This window comes from Aeribacillus sp. FSL W8-0870 (genome assembly GCF_037963755.1).
Lineage (GTDB): Bacteria > Bacillota > Bacilli > Bacillales > Aeribacillaceae > Aeribacillus > Aeribacillus composti.
The window spans coordinates 1,357,006-1,378,524 of record NZ_CP150165.1 but is presented as its reverse complement, the minus strand read 5'-3'; the positions used below and the strand labels follow the sequence as shown (position 1 = coordinate 1,378,524).

The window sequence follows — 21,519 nt, the reverse complement described above, 5'->3', positions numbered from 1 at the left end:
AGTCAATCGGTTCTTTGTGCTTCTTTATCTATAAATCGTGCACCTTTCAGCCAGCTAAGTTTTTCCGGTTGTGGCGCTGAACTCTGCAAATTGTTCAAGCTTTGACAAATCGCTAGATGTGCCCTGGATTTTTAAGAAACCATAATTTTACAAATGTCATTTGTAAACTCAACAGGATCTTGGACTGGCAGGCCTTCAATTAGCAAAGCCTGATTATATAAAATGTTTGTGAACAGCTTCAGCTTCTCTTGATCGTTTTCATACGCTGCTTTTAGCGTTTGAAAGACTTCGTGATCTGTATTAATTTCAAGCACTTTCTCCGCTTTAATGTTTTGGCTGTTCGGCATAGCATTTAACACTTTTTCCATTTCAATAGTGATTTCGCCGTCTGTTGATAAACAAACAGGATGTGTTTTTAACCGTTTTGATGCTCGCACATCCTTTACTTTATCACCCAAAATGCTTTTCATTTGTTCGAACAGCTCTTTATGTTCTTTTTCAGTTTCTTTTTTGTTTTCTTCTTCGCTAATTCCTAAGTCGCCGCTGGAGACTGATTTAAATTCTTTCTCTTTATATGTCATTAACATTTTGATCGCAAATTCATCGATATCCTCTGTCAAATACAAAATTTCATAGCCTTTATCTGCAACCAGCTCAGTTTGCGGCAGCTTTTCAATTCGTTCATACGAATCGCCCGTTGCATAATAAATATATTTTTGCTCCTCAGGCATTCTTGATACATATTCTTGTAAGGTGACAAGTTTTTTCTCCTTTGAAGAGTAGAACATAAGCAAGTCTTGCAATGTTTCTTTATTTGCGCCGAAATCGCTGTAAACGCCATACTTTAATTGTCTGCCAAATGCTTCATAAAACTTTTCATATTTTTCTCTTTCATTTTTTAATAGGTTTTCTAGTTCGCGTTTAATTTTGTTTTGAATGTTTTTCGCAATGATTTTCAATTGCTTGTCATGCTGGAGCATCTCTCTTGAAATATTTAACGATAGGTCCTCAGAATCAACCATTCCTTTAACGAAGCTGAAGTAGTCAGGCAGTAAATCCGGGCACTTGTTCATAATTAACACGCCGTTGGAATACAGTTCAAGCCCTTTTTCATATTCTGCTGTATAGTAATTAAATGGCGTTTTTTCCGGAATATATAAAATCGCCTGATAGCGAACCGTACCATCTACGCTAATATGAATATGTTTTAACGGTTTATCAAAGCCATAATGCTTTTCGGCATAAAAGTTTTCATAATCTTCATCTGTCAGTTCACTTTTATTTTTCCGCCAAATCGGAACCATGCTGTTGATTGTTTGTTCTTCAACAACCTCTTCAAATTCGTTCTCGTTCTCATTTTTCGGTTTTTGTACTTTGACATCCATTTTGATCGGATAGCGGATGAAGTCGGAATATTTTTTAATGATTTGTTTTAACCGATATTCGTCAAGAAATTCGTCATAGTTGTCATCTTCAGTATTCTCTTTGATTTTTAGTATGATCTCCGTTCCGACCTCTTTCTTCTCATATGGTTCGATTGTAAAACCATCAGCGCCTTTTGATTCCCATTTATATGCTTGATCGCTGCCCAGCGCTTTACTGATGACAGTGACAACATCCGCTACCATAAAGGCGGCATAAAAGCCAACGCCGAACTGTCCAATAATGTCATAGCCGTCTTTTAATTCGTTTTCTTTTTTAAAGGCGAGCGACCCGCTCTTTGCAATCGTACCAAGATTTTCTTCCAATTCCTCTTTTGTCATGCCTATGCCTGTATCAACGATTGTGAGCGTCCGCTTTTCTTTATTTGGAATAACTTTTATGTAGTATTGATCCTTTTGAAAGGTTAACGAATCATCAGTCAGTGCTTTGTAATAAATTTTATCAATCGCATCGCTTGCATTTGAAATTAACTCTCTCAAAAAAACTTCCTTTTTTGTATAAATGGAGTTGATCATCATTTCTAATAACCTTTTCGACTCGGCTTGAAACTCTTTTTTTTCCATGACCGCCTCTCCTTTCTAAAAAGCGTATGTGCAAAATTAAGATAAAAATTAGCACTCTAATCAATCGAGTGCTAATCATCATTTTTTTAATAACAAATATTTAATTTTATGTCAACTCCGAATGATTGACCGCTTTGCACTTTTCTTGAGTTTTTCTTTACGAACGATAGGCAACAGTCGTTTTCGAATGAGAAGGGCTTTGTCTTTCCACATAATGGTTGCAAATTTCTTTACCAATCAGGATGTTTTTCAGCACAAAAGCATTCCCTCGCAACTTTCAAGCTTCACTTTTATTGCCAATCCTTTAAGATTTCCCCATTCCTCTTAAAAAATGAAGAAGCATAGTAATCGATCGGTTGATGTCAGGATCTTTTAAAGCCGATAGCAATTGGAAAAAAGAAGTTGTTTCTTCTTTATTGACGCTTGCCGCAGCTTCTTGTATTCCAGCATTCATTCTTGTCGTCATTACCTGCAGCTTTTCGAGATCGATTGTTCCCAGCAGCATCAACAGATTGACGATATTTTTTAAAACATCAATGTTCGGTTTTCTGCTGACTTCCTTAACCACGTTTTCTAGTACTTGATCTTTCCGCGCTAAAAGGGCATTGGCGATTTCCAGAACACCTGCATCGTGAAGCTTCCGTAAACATGCTATGCCTTCTAAAACTGCCTCTTTATTGTCTGCTAACGCTTGCTCGATTTCTAATAAATTTTGCTTTCTTTTTTCTTCTTGTGACACTTCGATTTTTTTGATGGTTGTAATTGGTTTAGCCATGTATTTTCACCTTGCTTCCGGGAAACGTGTAGTCGCTGCGCTCCCATTTCTTCTCTACTTTGACCCCAATTTGCGGATTTCTTTTTCCGTTTCGATGGTTGTTTGGACGAATTGGGGAGTCTCCTTTTTCCTTCAATACGACCATTTTTACGGCAATTTCTTTATATGCCGGTGTGTTCGTATCGCGGTCAGCATGATTGCCTGTTAAACGATTAATAGCCAATTCGCCCGTATCATTCAATGGGATAAAGATTTCATGCTTTTGCACGCGATCCGTTATGTGAACAGGGCCTTTTACAGAGCCGTATTTGGAAATAAGCTTGACAATGGCTCCTTCTTGAATACGGCGTTCTTCAGCCAATTCTTTCGAAATTTCTATAAAAGCGTTCGGGGTTTTCCGGCTGATTCCTTGTGATTTATACGTCATGTTCCCTTCATGGAAATGTTCTAGCAAGCGCCCGTTGTTCACGTGAAGATCATACTCTTCATCTACATCATATAAATAATCGACTTGAAGCGGATAAAGCTGTGCCTTTCCATCGGCAAACGGGAATTGATCTTCATAAAGAAGCGGCGAGTCGGTTCCATCTTTCTCAACAGGCCATTGCAAGCTTGAAAATCCTTCTAAACGGTCATAGGAAACACCGGCAAAAAGCGGTGCGAGCGACGCCGCTTCTTCCATAATTTCTCCAGGGTGCTGATAATCCCAATTGAAGCCCAGCGCTTTCGCCAGCATACAATAAATTTGCCAATCAGGCTTCGAATCTCCAAGAGGCGGCAATGCTTCATACAATCGCTGAATCCGGCGTTCTGTATTGGTAAAAGTTCCTTCTTTTTCTAAGCTTGGACTGGCCGGCAGCACAACATCTGCATATTGGGCCGTTTTTGTTAAAAATAAGTCCTGCACAACGAAAAATTCCAGCTTTTCAAAAGCGGCGCCGACTTGATTGATATTGGCATCGACAATCCCCATATCTTCGCCAGTCACATATAATGCCTTCAGAGCGCCTTCATGAATCGCTTTAACCATTTGATGATTGTCTTTTCCCGGATTTTTAGGCAATGTCACGCCCCAAGCTTTTTCATAACGGCTGCGGACTTTTTCATCCGCTACCTTTTCATATCCCGGGAAAAAGTTCGGCATGCTTCCAAAGTCGCTGCACCCTTGAACATTGTTATGGCCGCGCAGCGGATAGGCTCCAGTGCCCGGTTTGCCGTAATTGCCTGTCACTAATAACAAATTGGAAATGGCAGTACTCGTATCACTTCCGCGCTGCTGTTGAGTGACTCCCATCGCCCAGCAAATGACCATTGTTTTAGATTGATGAATCGTTTCAGCAACCTTGATCAGCGTGTCCTTGGAAATTCCCGTCACTTCTTCCGCATATTCCAACGTAAACGGCTCTAAGCTACTTTTATATTGTTCAAAGCCGTTCACTCGTTCTTTGATAAACTCTTCATCATGCCAATTTTGGTCAATGATGTATTTCGTTACAGCTGACAGCCAAACAAGATCCGTTCCCGGCTTTGGCCTGATAAACATATCGGCCCGCTCCGCCATTTCATGCTTTCTTAAGTCAAACACGAGCAGCTTTTGTCCATAAAGTTTTTGCGCTCGTTTGATTTTTGATGCCAAAACCGGATGCGATTCCCCTGTATTGGCGCCAATAATGATGACAAGATCAGAGGAAGCTATGTCAGAAAAAGATCCTGAATCACCGCCATAGCCGACAGTACGAAATAGTCCAACCGTTGCTGGAGATTGACAATATCTTGAGCAATTATCAACATTATTCGTTCCTATCACTTGACGGGCAAATTTTTGCAGTAAATACGATTCTTCATTCGTTGCTTTGGAAGAAGCTATAAATCCTAAAGCATCAGGGCCATGTGCATCTTTTATTTCTTTAAACCGTTTTGCAACATATCGAATCGCCTCATCCCATTCAACTTCTTTAAAATGGTCGCCTTCCCGGATCAACGGTTTTGTCAGCCGTTCTTCACTATTGACATAATCCCAGCCGAACTTCCCTTTTACACAAGTGGAAATTCCGTTTGCCGGCGATTCCGGTGTTGGTTCAACTTTTAAAACTTTTCTGTCTTTTGTCCATATATAAAATGAACAGCCAACTCCGCAGTATGTGCAAACTGTTTTCGTTTTCTTGATCCTTTCCTTGCGCAGCTCAGCTTCTGTATCTGAGATGGCCATTAGCGAACCGTATCCTGTTTCCACTTCCTTCGTCAAATTAATCATCGATCGTAATGTACCAGGTTCTACATTTGTTAAAAAGCCGGCTTCCCCTAACATTGATTTTTCCATTAAGGCATTGCACGGACATACAGTTACACATTGGCCGCAATTTACGCAGCTGGACTGATCAATCGGCACATCGTTGTCCCAGATCACACGAGGCTGCTCTCTGCTCCAATCAATCGTCAATGTTTCATTTACTTGAACATCTTGGCACACCTCTACACAGCGTCCGCATAATATGCATTGATTTGGGTCATATCGATAAAATGATCCTGAATAATCCACTTCATACGGTTTTGGTTGGAACGGAATGCTTTGATGTTCAATGCCTAAAGCTTTAACCGTATTATGAATTGTACAATCTCCATTGTTTTTATCGCAAACTGTGCAATATAATTCATGATTTTTTAAAATTTGATCCATCGCTAATTTTTGAGATTCTTTTACTTTAGAAGTCTCTGTTTCAACAACGAGTCCTTCTTGGACTTTGTAGCTGCAGGCTCGTACAAGCTCCCCGTTCACTTCCACCATACAAGTATCACATGTTTGAATTGCGCCCAAGCTTTCATGATAACAAACGTGCGGTACATCCATTTCATGTTCGAGCAAAGCCTGCAGAAGATATTGATTTTCCCTTGCGGTTATTTCTCCCCCGTTGACCGTAATCGTTACATTTCCCACGATACGTTCCCCCTGTTATTTTGTTATTCTGTTGCTATGTGTATAAATGTTCATTTTATTTTCCCGTATAAACCCAACAGTTGTAATGTTTAAATCTTCTGCCAATTGAAGTGCCAAATTTGTTGGAGCCGATTTTGATAGAAGTATACCGCATCCAATTTTCGAAACCTTCAGCACCACCTCTGAGGAAATCCGCCCGCTGAAAGCGATTATTTTATCATTTAAAGAAATGCTTTCGTTTAGACAGAAGCCATATAATTTATCTAAAGCATTATGTCGTCCAATGTCAGAAAATGTCTTAATCAATCCCTCTTTTGAACATAATGCCGCATGATGAATGCCTCCAGTACGCTTAAAAGCCGATGAAGCTTCATGTAACATTTCCATTAACTGAAAGCATTGTGCGGCAGAAATCGTCATGCTGCTCAAAATTGTTTTCGCTGTTTTCACATCATTATAAAAATAAAACTGTCGGCTTTTTCCGCAGCAGGAGCCGATAAAGCGTTTGGAAACAAACTCTTTCTTATCCCCTATCGGCTGATGCAAATGAACATAGGCAAACCCCTTATCCTCATCAATTTGAAGCGCTTTCACATCTGCTTTTATGCGGATTATCCCTTCTGAAGCTAAAAAGCCCAATACAAGCTCCTCTACATGGGACGGCGAGCATACTAATGTGGCGAATTCCTCATTGTCCACAAAAATTGTTAACGGATACTCTATCGCAATTTCATCTATCACCACTTTCTTGTTTTGATGATCAATTTTGATTATTTCTCTTTTACAAATAATTTCTTTTTCCATAATGGGAACCTTCCTTTTTAATCACACCTCTAAAATAAAATATTCGACAGAAGCAGAAAAAATCCTTTTCTTCTTTTTTTCTCTATTTGTCCATACAAGGAAACTGTTTCACTGGAAAACCTAAGCGAGGTCAGGCTGGGAAAAATGAGGGGAGAAATATATATCTTTCAAGCGACATCGACTGATTTTGGCAGACTGCTTGTTCGAAAAAATCATCCATTGATCATTGTCTTTTATCGTGCCAAACAGCTGGGGAAAAGCAACTGAAAAACTGTAACCCCTCTGCTTTTTCATCTATCCATCTAATAAGCTATTCGGTCATTCCTTAACCAACATCTACCGTTTGAAATTATTAGCAAATTTTTCACATTCTCTGCTGCCATTTTTCAATGCACGGAATATTTAACTGCTTGCACTTGTGTACGATCGGAGCGCATACCGCCAGAACCGGCGCGATATCCATAAGAACAGCCCGGCAAGTACAACGGATAGGATTGTTGTCATCCCGTTCCATTTTCCAAGCAAAGACAACGCCGGCGTGCTTGTAATAAAGGCAGCTGGCAAAATGTATGTGAGCACGATGCGAAGCCAGCCTCTATACATTCCGATTGGGAACCGTGTTGTTTCAAAAAATGAATTAAAAACAAACGATAGATCATCGATACGAATAACCCAAAAGGAGGTGGTCATCAGCATCATCCACAGCGCGTAAATCAGGACAAGCGAAGATCCGATACTAATGAAAAACATCACTGCATCCATTATTGTCGGCATATAATGTTTTTGTATTAACGCATAGATTATCAAGCCGATGCCAAGAAGCACATCAATTAAGCGCCAAAACACTAAATGGCGGAAGCTGACATAAAACATGCTGTCGACCGGCTTTGTCAATACATAATCAAACGTCCCCATGCGAATATGCTGCAGCAGACGGGACATGTTGGGCCGCAGGGCAAAATCAATCAATCCTTGCAGCGTATTGAATATACCAAGAAGCAGCAGAACATCCGCATATTTCCAACCGCCGAGGTTATCTGTTTGATAAAAAAATATTTGAATTGTCAAAATAGCCATCCCAATGCCAAACAAACTCGACAGGAAATTCCCTAAAAATTCGCTGCGATATTCGAGCTCCTCCACTAAACAAGTCCGAAAAAATTCACAAAAAATGCGCCAATGTCTTTTCACATTATCCCCCCACAGCTTGGTTTTTCCTTAGACCAGCCTTCCAAAGCAACAATACTGCAAGCATAAAAAACATGCACCAAACTGCAGCCCATCCAAATCCGTACACAATATCCATCCCTTGGACGCTTCCGGTCAAAATTTCGATTGGAAACCCGACCATATATCGAAAAGGCAAATAAAAGCTGATCGTTTTCAAAAACGGCGGCAGGAGCGACATCGGTGCAATGCGGCCCGACAAAAAGAGAGACACCGCTTCAAACATGCCGTACAAAGCCGTCACTTTTGTCACCCAAAAACCTAACAGACCAAATGTGTAGCTGAATAAAAAACGAATGACCGCTGCCAATAAAAGCGCACAAAAGAATAACAGCCACTGCGCCGCACTTATTTGATCCAGCCGCAGCGCCGGAATAAAGACCGCCAAGAGGCCCCATGCCGGAATTAAAATGACTAAAAATAACGCTTTATACACAATATTTTCAGCAATGGCCCAATGTATCGGGTGAAACGGACGGACAATTTGATAAGAAAAGGTTCCCTCCCTTATTTCCCGCTCCAATTCCCAAACGTCCCAAGCGCTTGTCATGCGTTCAACAAAAATCAATGCCGCAAAGTAAAAAATAAACGCATTCTCCTGATCAGGATCAATATTCATCCAGACCATCATCGTGATCAGCGGCTGAACCATGGCTCCTGTCATCCACACGATCGTCGCCAGCCGGTAGGCAAACATCTCCACATATTTCATGCGAAGGAGAACAGAGTATTTACGAAACATGTGCATCCTCCTGAAACGCGAGCGTTATCACTTCTTCCATCGGCGGGTCTTCTATATTTAAATCGCGAACATCAAACAGCTGCAAAAATCGGGAGGATACCTCGTGAATGCGTTCCCTCGGCACACGAAGCGTTACTTTACCCTCTTTTGCATCGACTAATTCGCCGTATGCATCCCATGAAATATCGGGAATGGACGAAAGCTGAACCTCTAGCAATTTATACGGCGTCAATTTTTCCGTCAACATGTCCAATTCACCATCATACAACAGCTTCCCATGATTAATAATGAGCACCCGATCGCACAGCGCTGTCACATCGCCCATGTAATGCGATGTCAACAATACTGTCGTTCGGTGCTCGCGGTTATATTGTCCTATAAAGCGGCGGACTTTTTCCTGCGTATGGACATCCAAGCCGATCGTCGGTTCATCCAAAAATAAAACCTTCGGCCGATGCAAAAGCGCGGCTGCTAATTCGCATTTCATCCGCTGTCCGAGAGACAAACTCCGCGTTGGTTTCGTCAAGAGCTCTTCTAACTCGAGCAACTCGACAAGCTCATCCAACGTTTGCCGAAACGCACGGTCTTCTATTTCGTATATCGCTTTATTGACGAGAAACGTTTCCATCGGCGGAATATCCCATATGAGCTGGCTTTTCTGTCCCATGACTAAACTCATGATCTTCTTAAATTCCGCTTTTTGTTCAAACGGTACATATCCGGCAACTTGAATGCTCCCGGAGCTTGGATAAAGCAAACCGGCCAGCATTTTAATTGTCGTTGTTTTCCCCGCTCCGTTCGGCCCTAAAAATGCGACAATTTCTCCCGAAGGAATGGTAAATGAAATGTCTCGCACCGCTTCCACAGTACGAATTTCCCTCTTAAACAAACTGCGTACAGCCCCCGTCCACCCTGCTTGCCGAACGTGAACTCGAAATTGCTTGTACAAATGCTCTACTTGAATTGACATAGTGCCTCCCTCTGTTTCTTCGAACACCATGGGATTACGCCATTGAAACAATCATTGTTAAATCGTCTCAATTAATTCTAATCGAAAATCACCAACCTGATTTTTTTTGTACAAATTCGTCACAGAAGTGGAATAATTTTGTATCGTCCCCCTAAAGTTCAGGTCTCTTTCAGGAACTGACACATCAAACGTTTGCTGATACAGCAGCGTCGTAATATCATGATATTCATCGCTTCTCACCTTAAAAGCAAAACGAATTTTATGTAATGGCTCACCGTTTGGTTGATGAACCACTTCCTCTTCATACTCCTCAACTTGTATCTCTACACCATTCAATATTACTTTCTTCACCATACGATCCATCCCTCCTTGGCAGCTGTTTACAAAAAATCATAGCACGAATGCTTCCTGCCCACAAACTGCCCACAAACTAGCATGCTTATGAATATACAACACAAATTCGAAGCTGTCATTTTTTTGACTCTATTTAGCCTGGATGAACTGGAGCTAAAAAACCGTGCGATTTAGAACGGACTATGTAACATTTTTGATTTTATATAGTCAAGATGAACTGCAGCCGTATTTTTGCTTGCCAAAAAAATATACATTTAGAGGCGGCAGCAACAATCCGTTCGATTACGGATTCAAACGTTCTGCCAATTTCGCAGCCAAACATAAACAGAATCTTATTGGCTGCTTTTAGGCTTTTTAAAGCTAGGGAAAACATGGATTTTTTTTCACAGGACTTAACCCTATATTTTATGAACCCGGCACATGACCCGATGTTATTTGAAAATCATGTATATTCTTTAAATATTTGTACAAACATTATGTTGAGCAATGCTGATTTTTTCAGATTTTGCAGATGGTACAGGCTGCTTAAAATGCTATAATATGGTATAAACTAAGCAAAATAGCCAATGTTCACATATTGTTCATTCTCTCTATATACATTTGTCAAAGAGAATTGACAAAAAGCACATTTTTATAAAGTAAAATGAAATCATATTGTATTGGTTCATCCTGATCATATACTCATGACCGGTTTCAAAGATTTATCCCATTCAAAAGGAGGAAATAAAATTGTTATTTGAAGACCCCGTATTCAGCAGTCGAATGCTGACTATCCTTACACTTTCTTTTCACGCTATTTACGCAACCATTGGGGTAGGCGTTCCGTTGATGATCATGATTGCCCAGTGGGTTGGGATCAAAAAAAATGACGAACATTATCTTTTAATGGCTAGACGTTGGGCGCGGGGGTATGTCATCACCGTAGCTGTCGGCGTTGTAACAGGAACTGCGATTGGACTCCAGCTGTCATTGCTCTGGCCGAATTTTATGGAACTTGCCGGAAATGTGATCGCATTGCCACTTTTTATGGAAGTATTTGCTTTTTTCTTTGAAGCAATCTTTCTCGGAATTTATATGTACACTTGGGAACGATTTAAAAATCAGCGGAAGCACCTGCTCTTTCTGATTCCTGTCTCCCTTGGCGCCGCCTTTTCTGCCTTTTTTATTACCATCGTCAACTCTTTTATGAATGCGCCGCAAGGGTTTGACATTGTAAATGGTGAACTCATCAATGTCAATCCGCTGGGTGCGATTTTTAACCCGGCCATGCCGACAAAAGTCGCACACGTAGTCGCAACCGCCTTTATGACAGCCGCCTTTACGCTGGCATCTATTGCAGCATGCCAATTATTAAAAGGCTCCAACCATGTTTATCATAAAAAAGCCTTGTTTTTAACTATGAAAATAGGACTGATTTTCTCCATTGCAACAGCTGTTATCGGAGATTTTTCCGGCAAATATTTAGCTGAGTACCAGCCAGAGAAATTGGCGGCTGCGGAATGGCATTTTGAAACAGAAGGAAATGCTCCTCTAGTCATGTTTGGTATTTTAGATGACGAACAAAACATTAAATATGCACTTAAATTCCCATATTTGCTCAGTATTTTGGCGCATGGAGATCCAAATGCAGAAGTTATCGGACTAGACCAATTTTCAAATTTTGAATCTCCTCCGCTTTATATTCATTATTTTTTTGATATTATGGTAGCCATTGGCGTTTTCATGATTTTATTAGCACTTATCTATTGGATTGGAGTGAAGCGCGGATGGGCTTTCATCAACCAAAAATGGTTCCGCATGCTCATTGTGCTCGGAGGGCCTCTATCTTTTATCGCGATTGAGGCTGGCTGGTGGTTGACTGAATTTGGCCGTCAGCCTTGGATCCTTCGCGGAATTATGACAACGGGTGAAGCAGCAACTTCAAGCGGCCATGTAGGTCTTATGCTCATTCTTTTTGCCATTTTGTATTTGATTTTAGGAATCGGCACGATTGTGATTCTTCGCCGGTTGTTTAAAAATAATCCGGTGGAAAGAGAGCTTGAAAATCGATTAGGCGGTGAGCAGTCATGAGCTTGGAGATTATTGGGATATCCGTCCTTTGGATCTTTTTGTTCGGCTATGTGATCGTTGGATCCATTGATTACGGCGCTGGATTCTTTAATGCTTACAGCATTTTGAGTGGCAAGCAGCATATATTGTCCAAAATTATTCAACGCTACCTGTCTCCAGTTTGGGAGGTAACCAATGTATTTTTCGTTTTCTTCTTTGTTGGGATTGTCGGTTTTTTCCCAAAAACCGCATTTTATTATGGGACAACTCTCCTTGTTCCGGGAAGCATTGCGATTATTTTGCTTGCCATTCGCGGGTCTTATTACGCATTTGAAACGTATTCATCAAAAGGGCATAAAGGGTATGCCTTTATGTATGGATTGTCTGGATTATTGATCCCTGCATCATTATCTGTCGTCTTAGCCATTTCTGAAGGCGGATTTGTCTCGATGGTGGATGAGCATCCAGTTTTAAACTACGTAGCATTATTTAAAAGCCCATTATCTTGGAGCATCGTCGTTTTAAGTATTACGGCCGTCCTTTATATTTCAGCTGTTTTTCTTACATGGTACGCGAATCAAACTGGTGATACAGACGCAACGAATTTAATGAGAAAATATGCTCTTTTCTGGGCATTTCCTTTAATCATAACAGCTTGCGGCATCATTTATGAACTGAGCTATCACAACCAAGAGCATTTTGAACGCATCCTTAATTTATGGTGGATGTTCGCTTTATCGTTTCTTTTATATGTCGGGACTGTCTGGCTCATTTGGAAAAGAAAAAATTATGGATTGGCATTCGGATTGTTAGTAGGTCAATTTCTGTTAGCTTTCTTTGGATATGGAATCTCCCATTATCCGTACTTGCTTTATCCATATTTGTCCATTTATGACAGTTTTACAAACGAAGCTATGGCCATTTCCCTGATCATCGTTTTTATTTTAGGATTAGCCCTTTTGCTCCCTTCCCTTTATTTACTAATAAAACTGTTTCTGTTCGATAAAGATTATGTGAAAGGGCAAAACGCAAAATAAGGAGTGTGGAACGATGAAGACTTTTTTAATTACGTTTGCCCCCTTTCTCGTGCTATTCGCTGCTGCAGCTTTATCATTTTGGACAGCAGTGAAAGATGAGCTCATATCCAAAAGAGGATAAAAATTGAAGCAAGCTTAGAAATCAATCGAAAAAAAGCCGACAGTTTGCTCCATGTCGGCTTTCTTTAATTTGCTGTAAAGACACTTTGTTCAATTTGCTTCATTTGATAAAAGTATCCTTTTTTGTTCATCAATTCTTTGTAGGTTCCCGCTTCTACAATAGCTCCTTCATCCATAACGATAATTTGATCCATGTTTTCCAGACCGGCCAGACGATGACTGACAAGGATGACAGTATCATTTTTAGCAGCTTCAAACAGATGATGATAAATAGACTTTTCCGTTAAAGCATCCAAAAATGATGTCGGTTCATCAAGTATCCATAGCGGAGCTTTTTTCAACAATACCCTGGCGATCGCCAGTCTTTGCTTTTCCCCGCCCGATAAATTTCCTCCTCTTTCTAACAACGGATCTGCCAAAGAAAGATAGTCAAGCTTCACCTTTTTCAGCACATCTTCCAAATCTTCGTCAAGCACTGCATCTTTAGCAATCATTAGGTTATCGCGAACGGTACCGTAGAAAAAGTGGTTGTCCTGCAAAATAACGTTCGCATTTTTCCAAAGGCTATCGTCATCTAATTGATCGATCGGGATGCCGTTGATCCGAATCACCCCTTGAAAGTTTTTATAAATTTTTAATAAAAGGGCCAGCAAGGTCGATTTGCCCGAACCACTAGGTCCGACAATGGCTGTTTTCGATCCTGCCGGAAATGTAATTGAAACATTTTTTAAAATTTCACCAAATAAATGAAAGGTGACATTCTCCATGACAATTGATGGAGCTTGTTGACCGGGAAGCTCCTTCATTTCTTTCTCATCAGACGTTTTTACAGAAGAGTCTTGATGCGTGGCGTCTGATAGTCTTGCAGCAGCTTGACGGCTGTCCTCTAAATAACTTGGAAAAGCAGCCATCGGTGCCGCATGTTCAAAAACAGTTAATGAAATCATTACAAGCATGGCAAGAAAAATACCATCTAATTGACCGCCTGCAACGAAATAGACGCCAAGCAAAAGAATAATCCAAGAGACAATTAAAGATACAAACGTATTGACAGATTGACTGAAGAGGTTATGGATTGCTTCACGTTCCTGTTCTTTCAAATAAGCATCGGAGCGTTGGGTAAGCTTCTCTTGTTTATGCTCAAGCTGTTGATAAATTTTTAAATCGCGAAACCCATAAAAAAACTCCGTCACTTCTGTCGATAAATTCCCGCGGCTTTGCCGAACATGACGCTCTACTTTTTTTAGTCTGAAAGCAAAGTAAGCCGGAATTAGGACAGTGGTGAAAATCAAACCGATACATAACACCAAGGCAATATAAAAGGAAAAGAACGAAGTGAAAAAAATGGTCCATAAAAATATGAGAGTGGATACGATCGGCGGATAAAAAACACGCAAAAAGAAGTTTTGCAGCGTTTCCACATCGCCGACAATTCTGGAGAGGAGATCTCCGCTCCGATATTTAAGAAAAATCGCGGGCACCAATGACTCCAGCTTTTCAAAAAAAGAAACTCGCAACCGGCTTAATATATTGAATGTGGCGCGATGAGAAAAATAACGCTCCCCGTAACGGCTGCCTGCACTGATAAACCCTAACAGTTTTATACACGCTATGAAAACAGTCAGCGTGTAAATTGGCGGTGCAAGAGCTGCTTTAGAAATCAAATAGCCGCTTGAAGCAAACAAACTCACTGTCGCGATTCCTGTTATAAATCCGAAGAGAATGGACAAAAAAAGATCTTTCTTTTCTGTTAATGTCAGCTTTGTAATAAAAAGCAAATCTTTCATTTTGCCATGCCTCCCTGTTGGAGCGTTGTCATTTTCCTGTACGCTTCAACTGATTCCAGCAATTCTTTATGTGTTCCGGATGCGATGAGTTCTCCATTTTCCAAAAAAAGAATTTTATCCGCATTTATAATAGTATGAAGCCGATGAGCGACGGTAATAACGGTGGAAGATTGAGCTAATTCCTTTATGGAATCCTGCAAAATTTGTTCTGTTTGAAGATCCAGTCCAGTCGTCGGCTCATCAAACAATATAATGGATGGTTTTTTCAAAAACGCTCGTGCCAGTGCAATTCGTTGTTTTTCTCCTCCGGAAATTCCCCTTCCTCCTTCTCCAATAGGTGTATCAAAACCATTTTCAAGTGATTGGACAAGCTTTAAAATTCCTGCCTTTTCGGCTGCTTGTTCGATTTCCTCTTTCGTTGCATCGAGTTTTCCTCCCAAAGCGATATTTTCCGCAATCGTTCCAGAAAAAAGATACGGATTTTGCGAAATATAGCTGATTTCATTGAACCAGCTCTTTTCGTTCAAATCAGACCGCCGAATTCCGTTCACATAAATTTCCCCTTCAGTAAGCGGAACAAGACCTGCAATCACATGTAATAAAGTCGATTTCCCAGCGCCGCTCTTTCCGACAATTGCCACTTGCTCAAACGGGCGGATTTCAGCATTTATATTTTTTAAGGCAAACCTATCTCCCTCGTAACGAAATCCCGCTTCTTCTATACGAATGGTCGGCGGTCCTTCACCTTTTGGCAAAACTGCCTTCCCCCATTTTACTGGCTTTCCGATTGCGTTTAGCTCCTCTTCAATCTTTCTTGCCGCCCCCATACTTCCCCTGCCTGCATGAAAGGCGCTTCCTAAATCTTTCAGTGCATTATAAAACTCAGGAGCTAGAATCAGCATAAAAAACGCGGTAAAAAAAGAAATGTTTTGAAAAATAATTAAGCGAATCGCCACATCAAGGGCAATCAATCCCATACTAAGCATGGAAATGAACTCCAGTATAAAAGAAGAGGTAAAAGCAATTTTCAATACTTCCATCGTCGCATCACGAAAGCCATGGCTGCTTTTTCTGATCGCTTCTTTCTGCTGTTTCGCACGGTTGAACAGCTTAAGGGTTGTCAGCCCTTGCAAAGTGTCAAGAAAATGTCCCGATAAAGCGGTCATTTTCTCCATTTGCTCCTCCGATTTCTTTTTCGTTTTGTAGCCAATGATGATCATGAATATCGGTATAAATGGCGCTGTGATCACCATGATTAATCCAGTAAATGGATGGCTAGCAAACACAACGAAAAGAATGAGAAGAGGTATGATCGACGTTTGAACTGCCTTTGGAATATAAATGCTAAAGTAGCTGTCGATTTCATCTACCGCATCCAGCAATACACTTGCTTTTTGTCCTGTTTTCCCTTGCAGCGATACTTGCAGCGGGTTGCTTGAAAATTTATTTAATAAAGATTGGCGAAGATCTTTTTTCACTTTGGACGCTATTTTAATTCCTGTTAAACCGCTGAAATAATGGGATGCAGTTCTGGCCAAAAGAACAATGAACAAACCTAAAAGCAACTGGAAAACATCAGCAAAAGACTGTTTCTGTAAAAAAACGCGATCGACAATCGCCGCAAAAAAATAAGCTTGTCCAATAATGGCAGCACCAGAGATTAAAGCAAGCACGATTAGCAACATCAATTTTGTTTTCTGCTTAAAAGCCAATTTTTTTAGCTGAACCATCCTTTCATGCCTCCAAAAAAACACGTCCATAGATACGTTTGATGAAACTTGAAAAAACTCTTTTAACATGGCAGTCCAAACGTTTTACAGTTCGCAAATACTTTCAAACAAGTATACATGATAAAATATATTCAAGTAAAACAACGGCCTCACCATTTTTTAAAAGTCTTCTATTCCTTGTTTACAACTTTGTAATTGTTGAATAACATGCTTAGATGAAAGAAAAATTTTTATTCGTTTATTATAGAAAGATATCAAATCGTGAAACTAATTTGATTTTCTATCGTATATAACATTGAAGCTAAGTTCAAAAAAAATACGAATACTTTCATACAGGGGGAAGTCGAAATTGAAAAAATTATTAGCAGCTTTGTTTACTTTCGCGCTTATTTTTTCACCTGTTGGAAATGTTGTTTTTCAAGATCATCCAACGATAGTAGAGGCGAAGTCATACAAATCAGGGAAAAAAAGCTTCAATTTGAATAAAAATACTACAACGAACAGTTCGAATTTCCAAGATAAAAAGGCAAACACTCCAAAAAATCAATCTGCCGGCTCCAAAGGCACACTCTCATCAGGAGGATTTTTCAAAGGCCTAATGTTAGGAGGGCTTGCCGGATTATTATTTGGCGGACTGCTAGCAAACATGGGTATATTCGGTTCAATTTTAGGTTTATTCATTAATTTGCTGGCAATCGTTATTCTCATCTCGATCATTCGCAAAATTTTCGTCCTGATCAAACATAAAAAAGAAAAAGAGGCTGCAAATCCATGGAAAAGCTGATTATTCCGGAGCAAGATATTATTAACGCCATCTGCGTGTACATTTCCCGAAAAAAACAAATAAAGCCGGAAGAAGTTGTAGTGGAGCTGATGTATGACGACGATTACGGCTTTTCTGCCGAAGCGTATGTAAACGACCGAAAGCAAGTACTTATTACCGCAAACATCATCGAAGCTCTGCGTCTTTGGCTCGATGAATTTTTAAATGAAGACCCGTACGCTGGGATTGAACTTGTGTTGGATGATGAAGAAGGAATTATTGCCATCGTCAAAGGAAGATAAACGAACAATCCTTAAAAAATAATCAGCACAAATTCGGCTGACTATGGATTGCGCTGGAACATTATGAAAAATGTTTCGGCGCTTTTTCATATTTCCAATTAAAATCCACTCTGAATCTAAAAAAACTCTATTTTATTGATTTTTTAAAATGCGATGAATCTCTTTAATCTCTACCCCGTATTCAACTGAACGTGCTGACAATTCCTCAATCACACGCTGCTGACGTGCTACAAATTGTTCTAAATTCTCATAAGTTTTAGGGATTCCTGTAATTTTTCGTTCGATATTTTCCATTTTTACTTCTAATCGGGATTGTCCTTCTTTTAGTTCTTTCATCCCTACTTTTAGCTCTTTCAACTCTTCTTTTACACCTTGTTGTTCGACTGCCAAACGGTGTTGTCCTTCTTTTAGTTCTTTCAGCTCTTCCTTCATATCTTTTTGCTCAACTGCTAAACGAGACTGACCTTCCTTTAGCTCTTTCAGCTCTTCCTTCATACCTTTTTGCTCAACTGCTAAACGAGACTGACCTTCCTTTAGCTCTTTCAGCTCCTTCTTCATATCTTTTTGCTCAACTGCTAAACGAGACTGACCTTCTTTTAGCTCTTTCAGCTCCTTCTTCATATCTTTTTGCTCAACTGCTAAACGAGACTGACCTTCTTTTAGCTCTTTCAGCTGTTCCTTTACACCTTGTTGTTCGACTGCTAAACGGGATTGTCCTTCTTTCATTTCTTTTAGCTCTGATAATATTAATTTTAACGCTTCTTCCATCATATTAAACCTCCATCATGATTCATTTTATAATAACAAATATCTATCCTCTAAACGTTTCTACATAAAATAATAGAACAAATGTTTGGTTTTGTGAAGAAAAAGTTTCATATTAACTTCTGCTTTTATAATGATTATAATACACTTTTCTCTGACAGAAAGGTCTTAATACCACCTTTTTTCCTCGATTAATCTTTATTAGGAAATTTTCGAAAGCACCGATAAAAAAATTTCACATTTTCTCAGATCATTCATTTTTTTCCCTTTTGAATACTAAGTTTGACTTTTCCCCATTCCGATACATCAGCTCCTCCAGGTTTTGTTTGATTTTTTCTTGTAGTTTGTTCGATTCTTCAAATTGTTCGAGCAACCGTTTCGTTAGTTCGGCTATTTTTTGCTCAAAAGGAATGTCTTCTTCTTCTTCTTCTGCCTCTGTTCCGACGTACATGCTTGGTGTCAGTTTGTAGTCGTTTTGTTGTACTTCTTCAAGTTTTGCAATTTTACAGAAACCTTCAATATTTTCGCAGCTTTTTGCATGTTCATATTTAAATGCTCGATAAACTGATGCGATTTTATCAATTTCTTCTTTAGACAATGCTTTTTGCTTGCGGCTGACGGGCTTTCCCATTTTTCGGGCATCGATAAACAAAATTTTGTTTCTTCGAGCACGGTAACCGTTTTTTCCATCGCGATTTTTGCTTAAAAAGAACAAACAGCACGGTATGCCTGTTGTGAAAAACAGTTTTTCCGGCAATTGGACAACGCAATCGATGTACCCTTCATCCACCAATATTTTCCGCACTTCCTTTTCTTCCTTAACATTAGTTGTCATTGCGCCATTTGCCATCACAAACCCTGCTGATCCTGCATCATTTAAATGGTATAAGAAATGCTGCATCCACATATAGTTTGCATTGCTGTTTGTAACAGGCCCGATCAAGCGCGGATCGCTTTTCGATATTCTGTCCGCCCCCCAATCTTTTTGATTAAACGGCGGGTTGGCAATCACATAATCAGCCTTTAATTCAGGAAATTGATCGTTCAACAGCGAATCTCCCAGCCGTATTTCCGCATTGATGCCATGAAGCAATACGTTCATTTTTCCAAGACGTACTGTCGTGACGACATTTTCCTGTCCGTAAAATAAAAGAGACTTTTTATTCGGCGCATACCTCCCGCTTTGAATAAACATTCCACCGCTTCCACACGCTGGATCAAACACGATACCTCTTTTTGGTTCAAGCATCTCCACCAGCAATTCCACAATACAGGATGGGGTAAAAAACTCGCCGCCTCTGTTCCCTTCTGACGAAGCAAATGAACTAATAAAATACTCATAAGTACGACCGAGTATATCTATGCTGTCTTCCGAGCTGCCACTAAACACATCACGTGAAAAAATTTCAATTAATCCAGCAACATTTTCTACCGGTAAGTTCAAGCCTTGATAAATTTGCGGCAGCACCCCTGTCAATTCTGGGTTTTCTTCCTCGATTCGCTTCATCGCATTATCGAGAATTTCTTTAATATTCAGCTGTTTAGCATTTTTCATTATATAGTGCCAGCTTGCTTCCTTCGGGACGACAAACACATTTTTATCTCTATATTGATGAGAATCTGAAACGAAACCTTGCTGCATTTCTTCATTTTCCGCAAAAATTTGCTCCAACTCATTGCAGCTCTGTTCATATTTATTCGAAAGATAGCGCAAAAAAATAAGCGGCAGTACATAATGTTTATAGTCAGCTGGAGCCACGCTTCCGCGCATTTTATTAGCTGCTTCAAATAATTCTTTTTGGAAATCAATCTCTGCTTTAACCGCCATGGTTTTCCCCCTCTAAATCTTGCTGTCGATTCATTGTATTTTAAAAATATTTTAGCATAATCTGTCTTCCTCTTTTTCAAAACAAAAGAGCGGCCCATGCTTTGGCCGCAATAAGAAACAAAATAAATTTTCGAATTTTCACAATATGAACTGTCGATTGATATCCTCTTCCTGCAAACTTTTGGGCATTTATGTTCTTCATCAATTCTGAATTTGGTTGAAAAAATAATACCCTTTCTACATATGCTGCTTTAATCAAGAAAAACGTGCCAGTGCTTTTTGCTGAAGGGATAAAAAAATTTAATTTACAAAATCTTTAAACTTTCACTGCATCCATACAGCAGCTTTCTTTTCCAATCTTCTCGATCATTTACGTGCTCACCATTTTATAACTAGATCGTAACCCGGGCTGAATTCAAATAAAGGAAGATGCTTTACAGTCTTACAATTTTTTGCATTTTCACATTTTTTTAAAACGTACCGTCCCTATCATCATAACAGTTTCAGAAATGATCAAATGCTAAAATAAATCCCAAACGATAAAACTTAAAAAACTAGGTTACCTGTCATGTTTCCCTTTAAAAAAATGAAGGAAAGTAAAATCTCCTTTATTATTTTACCTTCCCCATACATTAGGATGTAACAAATTGACTCTTGAAGAACCGTCACGGTTCAGCTTTTTATACTTGTTTGTTGTCTCCAATAATTTACGTAAAGCAAACTCAAACTCTTCGTGCGATAATTGCTTAGTAGCCAATAAATAGTAAAGAACGGCAAATGCAATGGGTATCGTATCAACTTGAATATTTACATCAACATTTACATCTGAATTACCGCTCGAATCAATGGAAGATTTATTTGATTGAGGGCTTTGAGTAGAAGCATTCCGTAACCAAGAGAACTCTCCTTTATCTAAATGTTCCATAACATTCTCACCCTATATTATAGGTGGGACAAAAAAGACATCTCACCCACATTTAATTATGCTCAATTAATCTCTTTGCTCTTGGTTTTGATCTTGATCAGATTCTGCTTTCGACCGAACTTTTGCATCTGAATCGGAATCAACATGAATATCAATTTCCACTTTTGAGTTGCCGCTATTATTTACTTTTGCAATATTTGTGTTACGATCAATATTTTTTAATTATTCTCTAATTCGTTGTCCGTATCCACATCAACGTCACTTTTAAAATCTACATCAGCTTTTGCCTTTGCGTTCGCACGTTTTTCTGAATCGGAGCGTCTATTCTCTTCTTTGTCTGGATACCATACACTCATTCGTTTCACCACCTTTCTTGCTTTTGTCAATATAGTATTCATAA

Annotated in this window: 19 protein-coding genes; 5 read left to right on the top strand and 14 right to left on the bottom strand. The window is 39.6% G+C overall.

Translation table 11 applies throughout. From position 1 onward, the window contains the following. Positions 1-131 precede the first annotated feature (131 nt). The 8 genes from htpG to NSU02_RS06610 form a co-directional block, all read right to left on the bottom strand. The gene (gene htpG / locus NSU02_RS06645; RefSeq protein WP_339194874.1) at positions 132-2,006 is read right to left on the bottom strand and encodes a molecular chaperone HtpG; all 1,875 of its coding nucleotides are present in this window, start codon (positions 2,004-2,006) and stop codon (positions 132-134) included. 304 nt (positions 2,007-2,310) lie between these two features. Continuing rightward, positions 2,311-2,781, bottom strand: coding sequence for a DUF1641 domain-containing protein (locus tag NSU02_RS06640; protein ID WP_063386390.1), 471 nt, complete (start codon positions 2,779-2,781; stop codon positions 2,311-2,313). Continuing rightward, on the bottom strand, positions 2,774-5,719 hold the full coding sequence (gene fdhF, locus NSU02_RS06635) for a formate dehydrogenase subunit alpha (protein WP_094245451.1): 2,946 nt from the start codon (positions 5,717-5,719) through the stop codon (positions 2,774-2,776). The genes NSU02_RS06640 and fdhF overlap by 8 nt, the downstream gene beginning before the upstream one ends. A gap of 12 nt (positions 5,720-5,731) precedes the next feature. Further along, positions 5,732-6,520, bottom strand: coding sequence for a formate dehydrogenase accessory sulfurtransferase FdhD (gene fdhD, locus NSU02_RS06630; protein WP_339194869.1), 789 nt, complete (start codon positions 6,518-6,520; stop codon positions 5,732-5,734). Positions 6,521-6,922: 402 nt separating this feature from the next. Continuing rightward, the gene (locus tag NSU02_RS06625; RefSeq protein WP_327863096.1) at positions 6,923-7,711 is read right to left on the bottom strand and encodes an ABC-2 family transporter protein; all 789 of its coding nucleotides are present in this window, start codon (positions 7,709-7,711) and stop codon (positions 6,923-6,925) included. A gap of 1 nt (position 7,712) precedes the next feature. After that, the gene (locus tag NSU02_RS06620; protein WP_094245449.1) at positions 7,713-8,489 is read right to left on the bottom strand and encodes an ABC-2 family transporter protein; all 777 of its coding nucleotides are present in this window, start codon (positions 8,487-8,489) and stop codon (positions 7,713-7,715) included. Further along, a complete protein-coding gene (locus tag NSU02_RS06615) occupies positions 8,479-9,459 on the bottom strand; it encodes an ATP-binding cassette domain-containing protein (protein WP_063386395.1) in 981 nt (326 codons plus the stop codon). The genes NSU02_RS06620 and NSU02_RS06615 overlap by 11 nt, the downstream gene beginning before the upstream one ends. A 57-nt stretch (positions 9,460-9,516) precedes the next feature. Then, on the bottom strand, positions 9,517-9,813 hold the full coding sequence (locus NSU02_RS06610; protein ID WP_094245447.1) for a DUF3219 family protein: 297 nt from the start codon (positions 9,811-9,813) through the stop codon (positions 9,517-9,519). A 163-nt stretch (positions 9,814-9,976) separates the two neighbouring features. On the opposite strand from NSU02_RS06610, the gene NSU02_RS06605 reads away from it, so the two are divergent. The 3 genes from NSU02_RS06605 (at position 9,977) to NSU02_RS06595 (ending at position 12,899) form a co-directional block, all read left to right on the top strand. After that, the gene (locus NSU02_RS06605) at positions 9,977-10,162 is read left to right on the top strand and encodes a hypothetical protein (protein WP_311067088.1); all 186 of its coding nucleotides are present in this window, start codon (positions 9,977-9,979) and stop codon (positions 10,160-10,162) included. A gap of 380 nt (positions 10,163-10,542) precedes the next feature. Next, the gene (locus tag NSU02_RS06600) at positions 10,543-11,883 is read left to right on the top strand and encodes a cytochrome ubiquinol oxidase subunit I (RefSeq protein WP_144597509.1); all 1,341 of its coding nucleotides are present in this window, start codon (positions 10,543-10,545) and stop codon (positions 11,881-11,883) included. Beyond that, on the top strand, positions 11,880-12,899 hold the full coding sequence (locus NSU02_RS06595; protein ID WP_063386398.1) for a cytochrome d ubiquinol oxidase subunit II: 1,020 nt from the start codon (positions 11,880-11,882) through the stop codon (positions 12,897-12,899). The genes NSU02_RS06600 and NSU02_RS06595 overlap by 4 nt, the downstream gene beginning before the upstream one ends. A 185-nt stretch (positions 12,900-13,084) precedes the next feature. Here NSU02_RS06595 and cydC read toward each other — a convergent pair whose 3' ends face one another. Further along, a complete protein-coding gene (cydC, locus tag NSU02_RS06590) occupies positions 13,085-14,806 on the bottom strand; it encodes a thiol reductant ABC exporter subunit CydC (protein WP_339194860.1) in 1,722 nt (573 codons plus the stop codon). Then, a complete protein-coding gene (gene cydD / locus NSU02_RS06585) occupies positions 14,803-16,536 on the bottom strand; it encodes a thiol reductant ABC exporter subunit CydD (protein WP_339194857.1) in 1,734 nt (577 codons plus the stop codon). Before cydD ends, cydC begins: the two co-directional genes overlap by 4 nt. 349 nt (positions 16,537-16,885) lie before the next feature. Between cydD and NSU02_RS06580 the strand changes: the two genes are divergently transcribed. Together NSU02_RS06580 and NSU02_RS06575 are read left to right on the top strand one after the other, a co-directional pair. Then, positions 16,886-17,320 (top strand): hypothetical protein, encoded by a 435-nt coding sequence (locus tag NSU02_RS06580; protein WP_063386401.1) that lies wholly within the window; start codon positions 16,886-16,888, stop codon positions 17,318-17,320. Further along, positions 17,308-17,601, top strand: coding sequence for a YxcD family protein (locus tag NSU02_RS06575; RefSeq protein ID WP_063386402.1), 294 nt, complete (start codon positions 17,308-17,310; stop codon positions 17,599-17,601). The genes NSU02_RS06580 and NSU02_RS06575 overlap by 13 nt, the downstream gene beginning before the upstream one ends. Before the next feature lie 132 nt (positions 17,602-17,733). Here NSU02_RS06575 and NSU02_RS06570 read toward each other — a convergent pair whose 3' ends face one another. From NSU02_RS06570 to NSU02_RS06555, 4 genes are all read right to left on the bottom strand, one after another. Further along, positions 17,734-18,372: a hypothetical protein gene (locus NSU02_RS06570; protein ID WP_339194853.1), complete on the bottom strand. Its 639-nt coding sequence runs from the start codon at positions 18,370-18,372 to the stop codon at positions 17,734-17,736. A 244-nt stretch (positions 18,373-18,616) separates the two neighbouring features. Continuing rightward, positions 18,617-20,194 (bottom strand): class I SAM-dependent DNA methyltransferase, encoded by a 1,578-nt coding sequence (locus NSU02_RS06565; protein WP_339194850.1) that lies wholly within the window; start codon positions 20,192-20,194, stop codon positions 18,617-18,619. A 616-nt stretch (positions 20,195-20,810) separates the two neighbouring features. Next, positions 20,811-21,119 (bottom strand): hypothetical protein, encoded by a 309-nt coding sequence (locus NSU02_RS06560; protein ID WP_063386406.1) that lies wholly within the window; start codon positions 21,117-21,119, stop codon positions 20,811-20,813. Between the two features lie 218 nt (positions 21,120-21,337). After that, positions 21,338-21,475 carry a hypothetical protein gene (locus tag NSU02_RS06555; RefSeq protein ID WP_311067083.1) on the bottom strand — a complete coding sequence of 46 codons (138 nt, stop codon included), beginning with the start codon at positions 21,473-21,475 and terminating at the stop codon, positions 21,338-21,340. Positions 21,476-21,519: the final 44 nt, after the last annotated feature.